At 70.6% G+C, this 15,486-nt stretch carries 18 protein-coding genes; 9 read left to right on the top strand and 9 right to left on the bottom strand.

The window, feature by feature from the left end:
- Window positions 1-91: 91 nt before the first annotated feature.
- The 3 genes from B0293_RS41905 to B0293_RS41895 are packed head-to-tail and all read right to left on the bottom strand — an operon-like array spanning window position 92 to window position 2,618.
- The gene (locus tag B0293_RS41905) at window positions 92-829 is read right to left on the bottom strand and encodes an FAD:protein FMN transferase (RefSeq protein WP_005160274.1); all 738 of its coding nucleotides are present in this window, start codon (window positions 827-829) and stop codon (window positions 92-94) included.
- Window positions 826-1,245, bottom strand: a complete 420-nt coding sequence (locus tag B0293_RS41900; protein ID WP_005160277.1) for an FMN-binding protein — start codon at window positions 1,243-1,245, stop codon at window positions 826-828. The genes B0293_RS41905 and B0293_RS41900 overlap by 4 nt, the downstream gene beginning before the upstream one ends.
- Before the next feature lie 17 nt (window positions 1,246-1,262).
- A complete protein-coding gene (locus tag B0293_RS41895) occupies window positions 1,263-2,618 on the bottom strand; it encodes a ferredoxin reductase family protein (RefSeq protein WP_005160279.1) in 1,356 nt (451 codons plus the stop codon).
- A 137-nt stretch (window positions 2,619-2,755) separates the two neighbouring features.
- On the opposite strand from B0293_RS41895, the gene B0293_RS41890 reads away from it, so the two are divergent.
- Both B0293_RS41890 and B0293_RS41885 read left to right on the top strand, forming a co-directional pair.
- Window positions 2,756-3,457 (top strand): response regulator transcription factor, encoded by a 702-nt coding sequence (locus tag B0293_RS41890; RefSeq protein ID WP_005160280.1) that lies wholly within the window; start codon window positions 2,756-2,758, stop codon window positions 3,455-3,457.
- The gene (locus B0293_RS41885; protein WP_005160281.1) at window positions 3,454-4,887 is read left to right on the top strand and encodes a sensor histidine kinase; all 1,434 of its coding nucleotides are present in this window, start codon (window positions 3,454-3,456) and stop codon (window positions 4,885-4,887) included. The genes B0293_RS41890 and B0293_RS41885 overlap by 4 nt, the downstream gene beginning before the upstream one ends.
- 54 nt (window positions 4,888-4,941) lie before the next feature.
- Here the strand turns inward: B0293_RS41885 and B0293_RS41880 are convergent, their stop codons facing one another.
- Window positions 4,942-5,613 (bottom strand): pyridoxamine 5'-phosphate oxidase family protein, encoded by a 672-nt coding sequence (locus tag B0293_RS41880; RefSeq protein WP_005160282.1) that lies wholly within the window; start codon window positions 5,611-5,613, stop codon window positions 4,942-4,944.
- Window positions 5,614-5,703: 90 nt separating this feature from the next.
- Here B0293_RS41880 and pdxR point away from each other — a divergent pair, with 90 nt between their 5' ends.
- Complete coding sequence (gene pdxR / locus B0293_RS41875; protein ID WP_005160283.1) at window positions 5,704-7,062, top strand: MocR-like pyridoxine biosynthesis transcription factor PdxR; 1,359 nt, start codon at window positions 5,704-5,706, stop codon at window positions 7,060-7,062.
- 33 nt (window positions 7,063-7,095) lie between these two features.
- Window positions 7,096-8,064, top strand: a complete 969-nt coding sequence (locus B0293_RS41870) for a zinc-binding dehydrogenase (RefSeq protein ID WP_039918858.1) — start codon at window positions 7,096-7,098, stop codon at window positions 8,062-8,064.
- Between the two features lie 17 nt (window positions 8,065-8,081).
- Here the strand turns inward: B0293_RS41870 and B0293_RS41865 are convergent, their stop codons facing one another.
- Window positions 8,082-8,624, bottom strand: coding sequence for a DUF3515 domain-containing protein (locus tag B0293_RS41865; RefSeq protein ID WP_005160286.1), 543 nt, complete (start codon window positions 8,622-8,624; stop codon window positions 8,082-8,084).
- 19 nt (window positions 8,625-8,643) lie between these two features.
- A complete protein-coding gene (locus tag B0293_RS41860) occupies window positions 8,644-8,877 on the bottom strand; it encodes an Lrp/AsnC ligand binding domain-containing protein (protein ID WP_005160289.1) in 234 nt (77 codons plus the stop codon).
- Window positions 8,878-9,010: 133 nt separating this feature from the next.
- Between B0293_RS41860 and B0293_RS41855 the strand changes: the two genes are divergently transcribed.
- A complete protein-coding gene (locus B0293_RS41855) occupies window positions 9,011-9,967 on the top strand; it encodes a thiamine-phosphate kinase (protein ID WP_005160302.1) in 957 nt (318 codons plus the stop codon).
- 3 nt (window positions 9,968-9,970) lie between these two features.
- On the opposite strand, the gene B0293_RS41850 is transcribed toward B0293_RS41855, so the two are convergent.
- Entirely contained in the window at window positions 9,971-10,705 is a 735-nt protein-coding gene (locus B0293_RS41850; protein ID WP_005160304.1) for a GNAT family N-acetyltransferase, read from the bottom strand.
- 110 nt (window positions 10,706-10,815) lie between these two features.
- Here B0293_RS41850 and B0293_RS41845 point away from each other — a divergent pair, with 110 nt between their 5' ends.
- Together B0293_RS41845 and B0293_RS41840 are read left to right on the top strand one after the other, a co-directional pair.
- Complete coding sequence (locus B0293_RS41845) at window positions 10,816-11,286, top strand: GNAT family N-acetyltransferase (protein ID WP_039918861.1); 471 nt, start codon at window positions 10,816-10,818, stop codon at window positions 11,284-11,286.
- 8 nt (window positions 11,287-11,294) lie between these two features.
- Entirely contained in the window at window positions 11,295-11,816 is a 522-nt protein-coding gene (locus tag B0293_RS41840) for a gamma carbonic anhydrase family protein (protein WP_005160308.1), read from the top strand.
- Here the strand turns inward: B0293_RS41840 and B0293_RS41835 are convergent.
- Window positions 11,813-12,037, bottom strand: coding sequence for a hypothetical protein (locus B0293_RS41835; protein WP_005160309.1), 225 nt, complete (start codon window positions 12,035-12,037; stop codon window positions 11,813-11,815). The genes B0293_RS41840 and B0293_RS41835 overlap by 4 nt on opposite strands.
- A gap of 377 nt (window positions 12,038-12,414) precedes the next feature.
- Here B0293_RS41835 and B0293_RS41830 point away from each other — a divergent pair, with 377 nt between their 5' ends.
- Window positions 12,415-13,092, top strand: coding sequence for a uracil-DNA glycosylase (locus B0293_RS41830; protein WP_005160311.1), 678 nt, complete (start codon window positions 12,415-12,417; stop codon window positions 13,090-13,092).
- Window positions 13,093-13,573: 481 nt separating this feature from the next.
- On the opposite strand, the gene rpmB is transcribed toward B0293_RS41830, so the two are convergent.
- Complete coding sequence (rpmB, locus tag B0293_RS41825) at window positions 13,574-13,765, bottom strand: 50S ribosomal protein L28 (RefSeq protein ID WP_007031450.1); 192 nt, start codon at window positions 13,763-13,765, stop codon at window positions 13,574-13,576.
- Window positions 13,766-13,898: 133 nt separating this feature from the next.
- Here rpmB and B0293_RS41820 point away from each other — a divergent pair, with 133 nt between their 5' ends.
- On the top strand, window positions 13,899-15,482 hold the full coding sequence (locus tag B0293_RS41820) for a DAK2 domain-containing protein (RefSeq protein WP_005160314.1): 1,584 nt from the start codon (window positions 13,899-13,901) through the stop codon (window positions 15,480-15,482).
- Window positions 15,483-15,486: the final 4 nt, after the last annotated feature.

Raw genomic sequence — 15,486 nt, 5'->3', positions numbered from 1 at the left:
TTCACCACGCTGATCGCCACCGGACGTGGCACCTGACAGGACACCTTTGCCTGTCTGCTCAATAACCCGAAACGCCACTCACACACACGACTCAGGCCAGCCGCAGCCCCGGCGACCGGTGCACCTGCCGGTTCGCGTCGACGATCAGCACCTGGCAGCCCGGCTGCGCCGCGACCCAGGCGATCCCCTCGGTCCCCATCGCGAAAGCGGCCGTGGCCAGGGAATCCGCCGTGACGAGGTCGTCGGCGGTGACCGTGACGCTCAGCAGCCCGACGGGCGGGCGCCCCGTCCGCCCGTCCAGGATGTGCGCGCCGCGTTCGTATTCCGCCGAGGTCGCGACGGCGCCGCCGGACGACTCCACCACGGCGCAGACCGAGCCGGGCCGTTCGGGATGCCGGATGCCGACCCGCCACGGTCTGCCGGGTTCCGGTTCGCCGGAGGTGACCACGTCGCCACCGGCGTTGACACAGAACACGTCCAGCCCCTCGGCCAGCAGCAGGGACGCCGCCCGCTGCACCGCCCAGCCCTTGACCACCGCGTTCGGGTCGAGCCGCCGTCCGGGGAGCCGGGCGGTGAACGCGCCGCCGGACAGCCGTTCGTAGTGATCGCACAGCGAAAGCACTTCGAGCAGGTCGTCGCTCAGTTCCGAAGGCGCGAGTTCCCCGCGGTCGTACCGGCAGACCTCGCTGCCGTCCTTGAACGGGCTGAAGCGGGCGTCGACCTCGCGCAGCCAGCCGAAGACGCCGTCGATCGCGTGGCCGACGAGTTCGCCGTCCGCCCGGACGTCGACCGAGACCGGCAGCCCCATCACCTGCTCGACCCGGTTCATCTGGCGTCCAGCGCCGCCTGCAACGAGTCGATGTACGACTCGCTCGTCGACGTCGCCCCGGAGACGGTGTCGATGTCGGCGCTCTGGGCGGTCAGCGTCTCCTCCTGGAGGATCGGGATCGCGTCGACCCCGCGTCCGCTGGTCGGCCGTTGCAGCAGGCGGACCTCGGAGATCTTGTCCTCGGCCGAAATCACCAGCCGCACCTGCACGGTGCCGTAGCGGTTGCTCTCCACCGAGCCGTCGATGGTGCGTTCGGCGCCTTCGGAAGCGCCACCGTCCGAAGAGGACACGGTGGACGGGGCGGGCGCGGCGACGGCCACGGTCTCCGAACCCAGCGGAGAAGGTTCGTACAGCCAGACCCCGAGGAACCCGGCGGCCGAAAAGGCGACCGTGGCGGCGACGATGGTCTTCTTCATGATCGGGACTCCCTGACTCAGGCGGCGAGGCTGAAGCGTTCGGCGTGGACCTGCTGGTTCGGCACCCGCAGCTCCCGCAGGCTGCGCAGGGTCGCCGAGGTCATCCCGGGCGGGCCGCAGACGAAGACGTCCCGGTTCTCGACGTCCGGCACCATCCGCCGCAGGCTGTGCGCGCCGAGCACCGGTCCGTCCGGACCGGCCTGATCGGACGGTCCACTGAGGACGTGGACGACGGCACCGCGCGCCTGCGCCAGTCCCCGGAGCTCCGGCAGGAGGACGGCGTCGAGCTGGGTGCGGACACGGTAGAGCACCACGACATGGCCGGAGATCTCCTCCAGCAGCGCGCGGATCGGCGTGATCCCGACGCCGCCCGCGATCAGCAGCGCGTCCGGTTTCCGTTGGTGCATCGTGGTGAACGCGCCGTACGGGCCTTCGGCGAACACCCGTGTGCCGACCTTCAACGACCGCAACGACGCGCTGCCGTCTCCGGCGGCTTTCGCGGTCAGCCGCAGGGTGTGGCCGTCCGGCGCGGCCGACAACGAGAACGGATTGGCCTGCCACCAGCGATCCCGGGTCATGAAGCGCCAGAGGAAGAACTGGCCCGCCCTCGCGGGCATCCGGTCGAGGCGCTTCCCGGTCATGTACACCGAGACGACGTCGTCGGATTCGGGCACCACGGCGACGACCTTCAGCTGGTGCCGCAGATTCCGCGCCAGCGGCAGGACAACGCGGCCGGCGAAGACCGAGCCGAGCGCGACACCCCACACCGCCCACCAATAGGCCTGAGCCCCCGGCGACGACGCGAACGATCCGCCCAGCGCGATCTGGTGACTGAACGCCAGCACGACCGCCGCGTAGGTGTAGAGGTGCAGGAAATGCCAGGTCTCGTACGCCAGCCGACGCCGGGCGAAGCGCGCGGAAACGCCGCCGACGAGCAGGATCAGCGCGAGCGCGACGACCGCGCGCAGGATCCCCTCGAGCTTGGTCACCATCGTGACGAACTCGTCCACCACGCCGTTGTCCTCGACCTGCGCGTAGCCGAAGACGATGAAGACGAAGTGGGTCAGCAACGTCCACAGGAGGCTGAATCCGGTCCAGCGGTGCCAGACGGTGAGCCGGTCCATGCCGAGGCGGCGGTCGAGCCACGGCAGCCGGGCGACCAGCAGCAGCTGGAACGCCATCGCCAGCGCGCCGTACAGCCCGGCGAGCCTGCCGACGCTGATGAGGACGTTGTCCGACGGCCCGGCGGCGAAGAAGAGCGCGGTCACGGCGGCCACGTTGGCCCCGATGAAGGTGAAGAGCCCGGCGCGTGCGGCGATCCTGGGACGGATCGCCGGGCGCGGTCTCGCGGCGGTCTGCGTCATGGTTGTCACACGTGGTTCCTTCCGGTCCGGTTCAGGTCCCGAGCCTGCTGTGTCAACCTGTGACCTTTCTTGGCGGAACCTGTCGGCTTGCTGTCGTCTGCGCTCCCGCCTCGCTCTCGCGCGCGCGTTAACGGAGGATGGGTTTCGTGAACACCGAGAACCCCGTGCGCCTGCTGGTGGTGGACGACGAGCCGCATATCGCCGACCTGGTGGCCACCGTCGCCCGTTACGAGGGCTGGCAGGCCGTCACCGCCGGGACGGGTGAGGCCGCGCTCGCCAGGGCGGCCGAATTCGTGCCCGACATCGTCGTGCTCGACCTGATGCTGCCCGGGATCGACGGGTTCACCGTGCTGGACAGGCTCCGCGAGTCCGGGACGGCGGTGCCTGTCGTCTTCCTCACCGCGAAGGACGCGACGGCGGACCGGGTCGCCGGGCTCACCCGCGGCGGCGACGACTACCTCGTCAAGCCGTTCTCCGTCGAGGAACTGATGGCGCGGCTGCGCGCGGTCCTGCGGCGAAGCCACAGCAGCCAGGCCAGGGCGGCCGCGCTGCTGCGCGTCGGCGATCTGACCATGAACGAGGACACCCGCGAGGTCGCGCGTGACGGCAAACCCGCCGAACTGACGCCGACCGAGTACGAACTGCTGCGGTATCTCATGCGGCGTTCGCCGTCGGTGATGACCAAGGCGCAGATCCTCGACCACGTCTGGGAATACGATTTCGGCGGCCGGTCCAATGTGGTCGAACTCGTCATCTCGCACCTGCGGCGCAAACTCGACGCGGGCCACGAACCGCTGATCCACACCGTGCGCGGGGTGGGCTACGTCGTCCGGCAGGCCGCGAGATGAAAACGCTGCGCCGGTGGTACGACGCCTGGCGCCGCTCACGGCTCGGGACCCGGCTCGCGCTCGGGCTCGGCGCGCTGGCGCTGGTCGTGTTCGCCGTCGTCGGCACCGTGATGGTCGGCATCATGAAGGGCTATCTGAACGACCGGCTCGACGAACAGCTCGCGAAGACCCAGATTAGCCAGGTGCCGTCGTTGCGCACGACGCACGGCGGGAAACCGCAGCAGTCCTACGGCTGGTTCTCCGCCGTTTTCTCGGTACAGGACGGTGACGCGCTCCCGCAGGACGGCGGTTCCCTGCCACCGGACTCGAAAGCGCTCGAAAAGGTCGCCGAGGACGCGACGCGGACCGAGGTGCTGCGCACCGTCTACATCGAGGACAAGGGCACCTACCGGGTCCGGGCCTGCCCGATCGAGCCGAGCCGGAACATCGTGCTGGTCAGCGCCGCGCCGCAGGCGGATCTGGACCGGACGGTCAGCCAGCTGATCATGGTCGAGGTCGTCGCGTTCCTGCTGGCGCTGGCGGTACTGGTGATCGCGGGACGGCTGGTGCTGCGGCGCGGGCTGCGGCCGCTGAGCGACATGGCCGGGACGGCGCACGACATCGCGTCGCACGATCTGACCACGAACGCGGATCTCCCGGTGCGCGCGCGGGCGAACGGCGGCGGCGCCGAGGTCGAGGAACTGCGGACGGCGTTCAACCTGATGCTGGCGCACCTCGATTCCTCGCTGGTCGCGCGCCGCGAGGCGAACGAACGGCTGCGGCGGTTCATCGCCGACGCCTCCCACGAACTGCGCACGCCGCTGACGTCGATCCGGGGCTACGCCGAGCTTTTCCGCTACGCCGCGGCGAACGAACCCGCGGAACGCGAGGCGCACCTCGCGAAAATCCGTGAGGAGACCCAGCGGATGAGCGTGCTCGTCGACGACCTCCTGCTCCTCGCGCGTCTCGACGCGCCGGAAACCGAGGCGCCGCTGCGACTGGTCGACGTCGACCTCGCCGAGCTGCTCATCGACGCGGGGGAGGCGTTCGCCGCCGGCCGCCCGGAGCATCCGCTGACCGTCGGCCCGCTCCCGGAAGGCGTTGTCCTGCAAGCGGATCCGGTGCGCCTGCGGCAGGTGCTGGACAATCTGCTCGCCAACGCCGCGGTGCACACGCCGCCCGGCACCCCGGTCACGCTGTCGGGCGCGGTCTCGGGCCCGGAGGTCGTCCTGCGGGTGAGCGACGCCGGGCCCGGGATCCCGCCGGAAGCGCGGGAGCGGATCTTCGACCGGTTCTTCCGCGTCGACACCGCCCGCACGCGCGGCAACGGCGGGACCGGGCTCGGGCTTTCGGTGGTGCGCTCGCTGGTCTCCGCGCACGGCGGGACCATCGAGGTCGAGAGCGTGCCGGGAGCGACGACGTTCACCGTGCGGCTGCCGCGACGGCGGTGAGCTGAAGGACGCTTTCCCTGCGTCTCATGCAGGGAAAGCGTCCTTCAGCGCGTCTTACGCGGGCAAAGTCCCCTTCAGCTCCCGGTCGCGGACGTGCGCGGGGACCTCCCAAGCGCGCACCAGGTCCTTCGACGGCTCCGGCTCCCCGAACACCGTCCGCACCGGCAGCACCCCCGCCCACGAGAGATCGGCCGCGACCTCGTCCTCGGGATCGTCGGGACCTTCGCCGCGCATCTTCACCGAAGCTTCGGTGAGGTCCAGCTCCAGCACCGAAACCGACGCGAATTCCTTCGCGTTGACATCGCGCGCGTGCTCCCACGAGCCGGGCGCGAGGTGATCGGTCAGCACCCGCAGGCCGTGCATCTTCCGGTCGGGATCGGTGACCGCGGCCGCCTTGCCCAGGATCACCGCGCTGCGGTAGTTCATCGAGTGGTTGTTGACCGAACGCGCGTAGACGACGCCGTCGAGCAGAGTCACCGTGACGCAGACCTCGACGCCGTCCGAGTCGCGCATGCTCCTCGCGCCGGTGGATCCGTGCAGGTAGAGCGTGTTCCCGTCGCGGCCGTACCCGGTCGGGATCACCAGCGGGACGCCGTCGCGCACGACGCCGAGATGGCAGATCAGGCCTTCGTCGAGAACCGCGTACAGCGCCGAGCGGTCGGTGAGCGCGCGGTTCTTCTTGCGGTTGAGCGTGGTCCGGTCGGTGGGAGACAGCGGTGTGGGCATGCGAGCAGTCTCACCCACGCGAGTGGCCTGTAATAACGGCCAATTCTCCTATACTTGAGAAGGCCACTTCCCGGAACCGCGGAGTACAGCATGTCCGACACCGCTCTGCCGGTCAGTCTCGACCGCGATTCGCTCGTCCCGCTCGCGGTCCAGCTGGCCGACGCGTTGCGCGCGGCCGCGGGTGACGGGCATCTGCGCGGCGGCGACAGGCTGCCCTCGACCAGGGCGCTCGCGAACCGGCTCGGCGTCAGCCGCACCGTGACGTCGGCGGCGTACGAGCAGCTTCACGCGGAGGGCTGGATCGCCGGCCGCCACGGCTCCGGCACCTACGTCACCACGACCCCGCCCGCGGACAGGCCGTCGAAAGGCCCAGCGCCCGGGACTCCCACCACCCCGCCCACGCTGGTCGACCTCACCCCGGGCGTCCCCTGGGCCGACGGCGTCGAAAGGGCCGCGTGGCGCCGCGCGTGGCGGGCCGCCGCCGACCCGCGCCCGACCTATCGCGAGGACAGGGCCGGTCTGCCCGCGTACCGGGACGCGGTGTCCGAACACCTGCTCCGCCACCGCGGGCTCGCCGCCGGGACGGTGCTGGCCACCGGCGGGACGACGGCGGCGGTGATCGAACTCGCGGGCTCCTTGCTCTCACGCGGCGACCGGGTCGCGATCGAGGAGCCGGGTTACCAGCGCGCGGTGCAGGCGTTCCGGCGGGCGGGGATGGAGGTCGTGCCCGTCCCGGTCGACGAAGAGGGCCTGCGCCCGGACGCCGTCCCGGCCGACGTCCGCGCCGTGTACTGCTCGCCCGCGCACCAGTACCCGCTCGGCAGCCGGATGAGCGCGTCCCGCCGCGTCGAACTCGTCGAACTCGCCCGCGCCGAAGGCATGCTGGTGATCGAGGACGACTACGACGGCGAGCTGCGGTTCGACGTCGCGCCGCTGCCGCTGCTGGCCGCGCTCGCGCCCGACGTCGTCGCGCATCTCGGGACCACGAGCAAGATCCTCACCCCGGCGCTGGGCGCGGGCTGGATGGTCGCGCCGTCACCGGTCGCGGCCGCGGTGCTGGAATACCGCGAGGCGACCGGGACGCGCCCGTCACCCGCGGGGCAGCGGGTGCTCGCCGAACTGGCGCGGCACGGCGATCTCGGGCGGCACCTGCGGAAGCTCCGGCGGGAACTTTCGGAGCGCCGGTCCCTGGTTTCGGCCGCCCTGACGTCGGCCGGGATCCCGGTGCTCGGCGACGACGCGGGCGCGCATCTGGTCGTCCCTTGTGGATCGGCGGCCGACGAGGCGGCGCGGATGACGGCGGCGGAACGCGCGGGGATCCGGCTCGACGGGCTGGCCCGGCACTTCGCCGGGACGCCGACGGTGTTCGGAAACCTCATCGGTTACGCGGGTTGTTCGCGGGAAGCGCTGCACTCCGCGCTCAAGCCGCTGATCCCCGTTCTCGTTTGACCTCCAGCGAACTGGAGGTCCTACCTTGCGATCATGCGAACGATCACAGTGTCCCGATTCGGCGATCCCAGTGTTCTCGAACAGGTCGAACTGCCCACTCCGGAACCCGGAGAGGGTGAACTCCGCGTCGCGGTGACGGCGGCCGGAGTCGGCTGGCTGGACACCCTCATCCGGCGGGGTGACGGTCCCGAAGTGTTCGCTGTCGAGCCGCCGTACGTGCCCGGCGGCGCGGTGGCGGGCACCGTCGACGCGGTCGGCGCCGGGGTCGACGAGACCTGGCTGGGCAAGGTGGTCGTCTCCAGCGCGGTCGGCGGGTACGGCGGGGGATACGCGGACACGGTCATCGCGCTGCCGGACGAGACCTTCCCGGTTCCGGCCGGCCTCGATCCTCAGCACGCCTTGGCCCTGCTGAACGACGGCAGTACCGCGCTTGCGCTGCTGGAGAAGACCCCGGTCGCGGCCGGGGAGCGGGTTCTGGTGTCGCCGGGCGTCGGCGGTCTCGGCAGCCTGCTGGTGCAGCTCGCCCGCGCGGCGGGCGCGACCGTCATCGCGGCGGTCCGCGGCGGCGAAAAGGCCGCGATCGCCAGGAAACTGGGCGCCGAGCCGGTCGATTACTCCACCGCGGACTGGACCGGCGAGGTCCTCGCCCGCACCGGAGGCCACCGGCTGGACGTGGTCTTCGACGGCGTCGGCGGCGAACTGGGCGCCGCCTCTCTGGCGTTGCTGAAGAACGGCGGCCGGTTCTCGGGCTACGGCATGTCCAGCGGCGCGGAAACGGTGATCGGCGACGCCGACCATGCCCGGTTGTCCGTTGTGGACATGGCGCAGCTGGTCGGCTTCTGGCCCGACAATCCCCGCCGGGTGCGGGAAGTGCTGCGACAGGCGGCCGAAGGAACGCTGACGCCGGTCATCGGCGCGACGTATCCCCTGTCCGAGGCGGCCACCGCGCACGCCGACATCGAGGCGCGGCGCTACACCGGGAAGACCCTGCTGGTGCCCTGAATCAGAAACGCAGGCGGTCAGAAACGCAGCGGCACCGCGGGGAGGTTCGCGCCGATGACGTCCGAAATGGTCTGGAGCGGCCCGGTCCCCGCGGTGTCCGGCACGGTGAGTGCCGTGTAGACGGGCCGGTCCACCACGAACCACGTCGCGGAACCCTCACCCTCGACCTGCAGCCACTGGACGTTGTTGATCGTCCGCAGCTGCGAGGTCCGGGTGAGCTCCGGCGGTTTGCCGAGCCCGCAGCGCAGGACCACCGGGTCGCCGGTGCCCCAGCCGACCGTCGCCTCGGGGGCGGGGTCGGCCAGCTTCCGCCGGACCAGCGTGTTCCCGGACGACGTGAGCTCGTGCGGGAGCGCGCCGACGAGCTTCGCACAATCGGGTGATCCCGACTGCGGCGCCGGGACCGGGACGAGCGGGAGCGGGCCGTCGGCGGCCGGTGCCTCGGATTCCGCGCCGCGGGTCAGCCCGAAGACGGCCACGCCCGCGACGAGCAGCACCGCGAGGCAGGCGGCCGCGATCAGCAGGGGTTTCGGAGGAGCGCCGGTGTCCGTGTCAGCCACCGGACCACTACACCACCTCTTACAGATGCACGACCGGGCAGGTCAGCGTACGAGTGATGCCCTCCACGTTCTGCACCTTCGCGACCACGAGCTGGCCGAGCTGATCGACGGTGTCGGCCGCGGCCTTGACGATGACGTCGTACGGTCCGGTGACATCCTCCGAACTGGTGACACCGGAGATGGTGGAGATCTCCGCGGCGACCGCGGCGGCTTTGCCGACCTCGGTCTGGATGAGGATGTATGCGTGGACCACGGCGCGCCCCTTCGTAAAAGTCGGCTCAAGGTAGGAACGTTGTAGCAACGTATCGCCAGCCCCGGGAAAAACCTAGGGCTTCCGACTATCGGTGATCGACATTTGTCCGGACAAGGGAAAGTGGAGGTGACGGGTGTCACCGAACGACGGCACGGTCGCCGGGACCGGTGAATTCCGGTTGATCGAAGCGGTGACGGCCGGCCGGAAACAGCCGGAGACGACACTGCTCGGACCGGGGGACGACGCGGCCGTCGTGGCCACCCCGGACGGCCGGACGGTGGCCACCACCGACGTCCTCGTGCAGGGCGTCCATTTCCGGCTCGACTGGTCCAGCGCCGAGCAGGTGGGGCGCAAGGCGGTCGCGGTGAACCTCACCGACATCGCCGCCATGGGCGCCCGCCCGACGTCCGTCCTCGTGGGATTCGCGTGCCCGTCGGACACCGAGACGTCGGTCGTCACCGAACTCACCCAGGGCATGTGGATCGAAGCCGAACGCGCGGGGATCGGGATCGTCGGCGGCGACATGGTCCGCGCCGACCAGATCGTGATCAGTGTCACCGCGCTGGGCGACCTCGGCGGCCGGGAGCCGGTGACGCGGTCCGGCGCCCGCCCCGGCGACGTCGTCGCGGTCTGCGGGCGGCTCGGCTGGGCGGCCGCCGGGCTCGCCGTGCTCGGCCGGGGTTTCCGCTCACCGGTCAGCGTCGTCAACGCGCAGCGCTGCCCCGAACCGGACTACGAGGCGGGTATCCGCGCGGCCGACGGCGGCGCGACGTCGATGATCGACGTGTCCGACGGGCTCCTGTCCGACCTCGGCCACATCGCCACGGCTTCCGACGTCGGCATCGACATCCGGACGGCGGATCTCGACGTGTCGAGCAGGCTGACCGAAGTCGGCACCGCACTCGGCGCCGACCCGCTGAAATGGGTGCTCACCGGCGGCGAGGACCACGCTTTCGCGGCCACCTTCCCCGCGTTCGCCGACCTGCCGGAGGGCTGGACCGAGATCGGCGTCGTCACCATGCCGGATTCGGGGGTGACGGTGGACGGGAAGAAGTACGGACACGACAGCGGCTGGCAGCACTGGCGCTAGCCGTCAGCGTGAGGCCCACCAGGTCGACTCGGCGGCGGCTTCGAAACCGAGGGATTCGTAGAGCGGCCTGCCCGCCTTGGAGGCGGTGAGGGTGACCGGCAACCCGGCCAAGGGGGCGAGGGAGCCGAGCATCACGGCCCGGCCCACACCGCGGGAGCGGAAAGCCGGCGGCGTGCCGACCCAGTAGTGGCTGCCGATGCCGTCCTCCACGGCCGTCACGCACGCCCCGGCGACCTCGCCGTCCAGCCGCGCGACGAACACGTCGACGCCCGGCTGTCCGAGCAGGGCCATGGGGAACAGTTCGCCCGCGCGGTAGGGCTCGAACCGGGTGAGTTCGAAGCCCGCGATCACCGCGCGTTCGGCCGCCCGCAGGTCCGTTTCCGCGTGCACCCTGGCCACCTCCATCGCGGGCTCGGCGACGGGGGAGGGCGGGCGCAGCATGACCGGCATCCGCCAGCTGCGCATGTCCCCGAGATGGTTCAGATCGGTGACACTGAAGGGATCCTCGGCGTCCACCGGCCCCTTCGCCCGCGCGGCCAGCTCGGTGATCTCGGCCAGTTCGCCGTCGGTGAGATCGGGTTCCTGGATCAGGACGCGCAGTCCCGCGCGCTCGTCACCGGCGACGGCGAGAAAGCCGCGGCGGCGGATGACCTCGTGGCCGCGGGACCGGCCGGTCGCGGCCCAGAACGCGGCGGAGTTGCGGGCCTGGCGCAGGGGCGCCCCGGCTTCGATCGACATGATCGGAAACCTAAGGTGCGGGAAGCCCCGGAGACAGTGCCGATCACGTCACATCCGCTTGGGCCAATTCTGCTTTCCCCGCGACACGGCCGCTCGCTAATCTCGCGCTCATGGACCTTCGTGTGCTGCCCTACGACCACCCCGACGCGGTGAAGCTCCTGGCCGAAGCCCAGCTCGAACTGGCCGCCCGGTACGGCAGTGAAGACGAGACGCCGATGGACGGGGCGCAGTTCGCCTCGCCGAGGGGACTGTTCCTGGCCGCCTATCTCGACGACGTCCCGGTCGCGTGCGGCGCGTGGCGGGCGCACGACGGGCCCGACCCGCTGCTGCCCGGCGACGCCGAGATCAAGCGCATGTTCGTGATGGCTTCGGCGCGCGGACGAGGTGTCGCGCGGGCGATCCTCGCCGACCTGGAACGGACGGCCGCCGAGGCCGGACGGCTGCGTATGGTGCTGGAGACCGGCGACAAGCAGCCGGAGGCCATCGCGCTGTACGAGTCGGCCGGATACCGGGAGATGCCGGGATTCGGGTACTACAAGGACGAACCGGAAAGCGTCTGCTACGGCAAGCCGCTGGTTTAGGAGAACGCATGCCGATCTATGCCCTGGGCGACCTCGAACCGTCGATCCACCCCGACGCCTACGTCCACCCCGACGCGACGGTGATCGGCGACGTCCGCATCGCGGCGTTCGCTTCGGTGTGGCCGCAGACGGTACTGCGCGGCGACCACGGGTACATCGAGATCGGCGAGCGGTCCAACGTCCAGGACGGCTGCGTGCTGCACTGCACCCGCAAGGAGCCGACGGTGCTCGGGAACTCCTCCGCCGTCGGGCATTCCGTGCACATCGAGGGCGCGCGGATCGGCGAGGGCTGCCTGATCGCGTCGGGATCGGTGGTGCTGAACGGAACCGTCGTCGAGGACGGCGGGATGGTCGGCGCGGGCGCTGTTCTCTCCTATGGGTCCCATGTGGACAGTGGGCACATCGCGCTCGGCGTCCCGGCGAAGACGCGGCCCAATACCTCTTTCGGGCCCGATATGATCAAGCGCGTCGTCGATGGTTATGTCGAGCGTGCCGCGCGGTTCCGGGTCGAACTCCGGCGCCTGGACTAGGTCTTCTTCTGCTCGTCCGGCGGTTCCGCGTCCTCGGGCTGTCCCGATTCGACGTGGTAGAAGGGCAGCCTGATCTTGAACGGCGCGCCTTTGCCGTTGTGCAACTGCTGACGCTGGGTCAGCCAGCCCGCGAGGAAGATCAGCAGGAGGATGCCGCCCGTCGCCAGCAGCGCGGGAACGGACATCCCGAGCAGACGGACGAAAAAGCTCTCGATAGGCACAGCCCAGCCCTCACCTGCCGACGAGTCCCAGGGCGTCCCCACCAGCCGGTCAGGGTTGGTGTGCGTGTGGTGCGTGCCGACCGTGGCCGACGGGTGCTGCCTGGACGTTCCGTCCCCGGGTGACCCGCCCACTCCTCAAGAACGGATCAGGCGGAACGCCTGTGAGTCTCTCGCGCGCCCGGCGGGAAGACTCAATCTCATAGACCTGCTAGACCGGGCAGGCGGCCGGCGGGAGTACCGCGACGCCCCGGGCCCTCTTTCCCGTGCGACGTCGTTCTCCGCTGAAGTCAGGATACGGCAAGTCGCCCGCCCTTGTGACCGCCGTCTCAACCCACCGGAAAAACGACCTTCGACCGGCCTGAGTAAGCTCGCTCGCCGTGACCGCACGACCGCTGCAGGACATCGTCGAAGAAGGCTGGGCGCAAGCCCTCGAACCGGTGGCGCCGCAGGTCGCCGCGATGGGGGAATTCCTCCGCGCGGAGATCGCCGCGGGCCGGACCTATCTCCCGGCCGGGGAGCACGTGCTGCGGGCCTTCCAGCAACCGTTCCACGACGTGCGGGTGCTGATCGTCGGCCAGGATCCGTATCCGACGCCCGGCCACGCGGTCGGGCTGAGTTTCTCGGTGGCGCCTGACGTCCGGCCGATCCCGAAGAGCCTGATCAACATCTACAAGGAGTACTGCGAGGACCTCGGGCACCCGTTGCCGTCGAACGGCGACCTGACGCCGTGGGCCGACCAGGGGGTGCTGCTGCTCAACAGGGCGCTGACGGTGCAGCCGGGCAAGTCGAACTCGCATCAGGGCAAGGGCTGGGAAGACGTCACCGAGCAGGCCATCAAGGCCCTCGCCGCGCGGGACGAGCCGATGGTGGCGATCCTGTGGGGCCGCAACGCACGGAACCTGAAGCCGATGCTGGGGAAGGTGCCGTGCATCGAGTCGGCGCACCCGAGCCCGCTTTCGGCGCATTCCGGCTTCTTCGGCTCGCGGCCCTTCAGCCGGGCGAACCAGTTGCTCGCCGACCAGGGCGCCGGCCCCGTGGACTGGCAGCTCCCCTGACCCTCGCTTCGAGTACATGAAGGCCCCCTTCCTTGCGCCAGGCGCAAGGAAGGGGGCCTTCATGTACTTGGTGGAGGAGCTTGTGTGACAGCAGTGACCGGTGTGACTCCTGGGGCGAGGCGAAAGTCCGTGAAGGCCTCCTTCCCTACCTTGAGAGTAGGGAAGGAGGCCTTCACGGACAGTGCGGCTGAGGCTTCGGTCCAGGTGGTCGCGCGGTCTCGCGTGATCAGATGGACGACACGTGTGATCAGACGGACGACATGTGTGACGGGGCGGACGACACGGGGTGAGACCCCGGCGGCGAGAGTGTCGTCCAGCCAGTCACGCGTGTCGTCCATCTGATCACACGTGCCGTCCGCTCAGTCACACGAAAGCCCCGGCTCGGCACCCGACCCCCGACCCACGCCACCTCCACGCGGCACGTGCCCATAAAAAATGGCGGGTGCTCCGGAGAGCACCCGCCATTCCCCAAAAACCCGGCTCAGCCGCGAACGACCTTGCCCGCCTTGATGCACGAGGTGCAGGCGTTCAGGCGCTTGCGCTGGGACAGACCGATCTTGGCGTGAACGGTCTGGATGTTCGGGTTCCACCGGCGGTTGGTACGCCGGTGGGAGTGCGAGACCGACTTGCCAAAGCCCGGTCCCTTGCCACAGACGTCGCACACGGCAGCCACGTCGAACTCCTCTGGATCTGGGACAAAGAATGATGCGCCCAGCATGCTGGGCAACTCGACCATAGTAACCAGTGGCTCTGAGCCCTCCGGCACCGGGTCGATACCCTCGCTGGAACAGGTAGGAGGTTACGGGGTGCGGGTGCTCGACGTGGCGGCGGTGTCGGCTTGGTCGGCGGCCTGTGTGCACAGCCTGGCGGTGCTGCGGCCGGCGATCGACGGCATCAACGTCTACCCGGTCGCCGATTCCGACACCGGCTCCAACCTGCTGTTCACCATGACCGCGGCCCGCGACGCGCTGGCGGAGGCCGAGCCCGCCACGACCGCCGACGCGCTGGCGGTGTTCGCCAAGGGCGCGGTCGCGGCGGCCAAGGGCAACTCGGGCGTGATCATGTCGCAGGTCGTGCGCGGGATCGCCGAATCGGCGGCCGCCAGGGACCTCGACGGGCCCGGTCTCGCGGAGGCGCTCGGCTGCGCGGACAGAGCGGCCACGGGCGCGGTGAGCCGTCCGGTCGCCGGGACCATCCTGACCGTGCTCCACACCGTCGCCGCGGCCGTCCGCGACGCGACGGGGTCGCTCGAAGAGGTGGCCGCCACGGCCGCGAGCGTCGCCGCCGAAGCGCTCGAAGAGACCCCTAAGCAGCTGCCCGTCCTGGCCGTGGCCGGAGTGGTCGACGCGGGCGCCCGCGGCCTGGTCGCGGTCCTCGACGCGCTGTCCGGCGTGATCTCCGGCGGCGTCACCGAACCGGAGCATCCGCTCGAAGCGCATCACCACCACACGATCGACGCGCCGACGGCGTGGGAGGTCATGTACCTGCTCGACGGCGTCGACGAAGGCGGCCTGTCCGCGTTGCGCAAGACCCTCAGCGGCCTCGGTGACAGTGTCACGGTGGCCGGGGACGGCGCCGGCGCGTACGCCGTCCATGTGCACTGCGCGGACATCGGCGCGGCGCTGGAGGCCGGGCTCGAGCTCGGCCGTCCCCGCAAGGTCCGGGTCGAGCCGCTGATCACGCCGACACCGGTCGAGGTCGGCGGCGGGATCGACCGCTCGGTGGTCGCGGTGGTCCACGGCGGGCCGCTGGCCGAACTCCTCCGTGCGGAGGGGGTCGCGGTGCTTTCGGTCCCGTACGGGAGCGAGCCGACGGTCGAGGAGATGCTCGGCCTGATCAACGAGGCCGCCGGGCATCACGTCACCGTCCTTCCCGGCGGTCATCGGCTGACCGCGGCGGCCGACGCGGCGGCCGGGCACGCGATGGCCGCGGACCACGACGTCGTCGTCATCCCGTGCGTGTCACCCGTCCAGGTGCTCGCCGCGCTGGCCGTCCACGACAAGGACCGCCGCACCAACGACGACGTGGTCGCGATGGCCGAAGCGGCCGCCGCCACCAGGCGTGGCGAACTGCGGATCGCGCAGGAGGAGTCGCTAACCTGGGTGGGCCGGGCGCAGGCCGGTGATGTCGTCGGCCTGGTCGACGGCGAGGTCGTGCTGATCGAGCCCGCGCCCGCCTCGGAGACGAGCCTGGTCGCGGCGGCGGTCGGCGTGCTGAACCGGATGCTGGCCCTCGGCGGCGAACTGGTCACCGTGCTGACCGGTGCCGACGTCCCGGTCCGGCTTCCCGGCGAGCTGGCGGACCAGCTCCGCGTGGAACATCCTGAGGTCGAAGTGACGAGTTACGCCGGCGGCCAGTCCGACGCCGTGCTGCTGATGGGGGTGGAGTGACCGC

Source organism: Amycolatopsis azurea DSM 43854, assembly GCF_001995215.1.
Lineage (GTDB): Bacteria > Actinomycetota > Actinomycetes > Mycobacteriales > Pseudonocardiaceae > Amycolatopsis > Amycolatopsis azurea.
This window is presented reverse-complemented; position numbering and strand designations above follow the sequence as displayed.

Bases quoted from the DNA above. Each gene is read 5' to 3' on its own strand.
- B0293_RS41900 (WP_005160277.1), bottom strand. From the start codon at position 1,245: ATGAAGAAGACCATCGTCGCCGCCACGGTCGCCTTTTCGGCCGCCGGG.
- B0293_RS41870 (WP_039918858.1), top strand. From the start codon at position 7,096: ATGCGAACGATCACAGTGTCCCGATTCGGCGATCCCAGTGTTCTCGAA.
- B0293_RS41845 (WP_039918861.1), top strand. From the start codon at position 10,816: ATGGACCTTCGTGTGCTGCCCTACGACCACCCCGACGCGGTGAAGCTC.
- pdxR (WP_005160283.1), top strand. From the start codon at position 5,704: ATGTCCGACACCGCTCTGCCGGTCAGTCTCGACCGCGATTCGCTCGTC.
- B0293_RS41905 (WP_005160274.1), bottom strand. From the start codon at position 829: ATGAACCGGGTCGAGCAGGTGATGGGGCTGCCGGTCTCGGTCGACGTC.
- B0293_RS41880 (WP_005160282.1), bottom strand. From the start codon at position 5,613: ATGCCCACACCGCTGTCTCCCACCGACCGGACCACGCTCAACCGCAAG.
- B0293_RS41840 (WP_005160308.1), top strand. From the start codon at position 11,295: ATGCCGATCTATGCCCTGGGCGACCTCGAACCGTCGATCCACCCCGAC.
- B0293_RS41850 (WP_005160304.1), bottom strand. From the start codon at position 10,705: ATGTCGATCGAAGCCGGGGCGCCCCTGCGCCAGGCCCGCAACTCCGCC.
- B0293_RS41885 (WP_005160281.1), top strand. From the start codon at position 3,454: ATGAAAACGCTGCGCCGGTGGTACGACGCCTGGCGCCGCTCACGGCTC.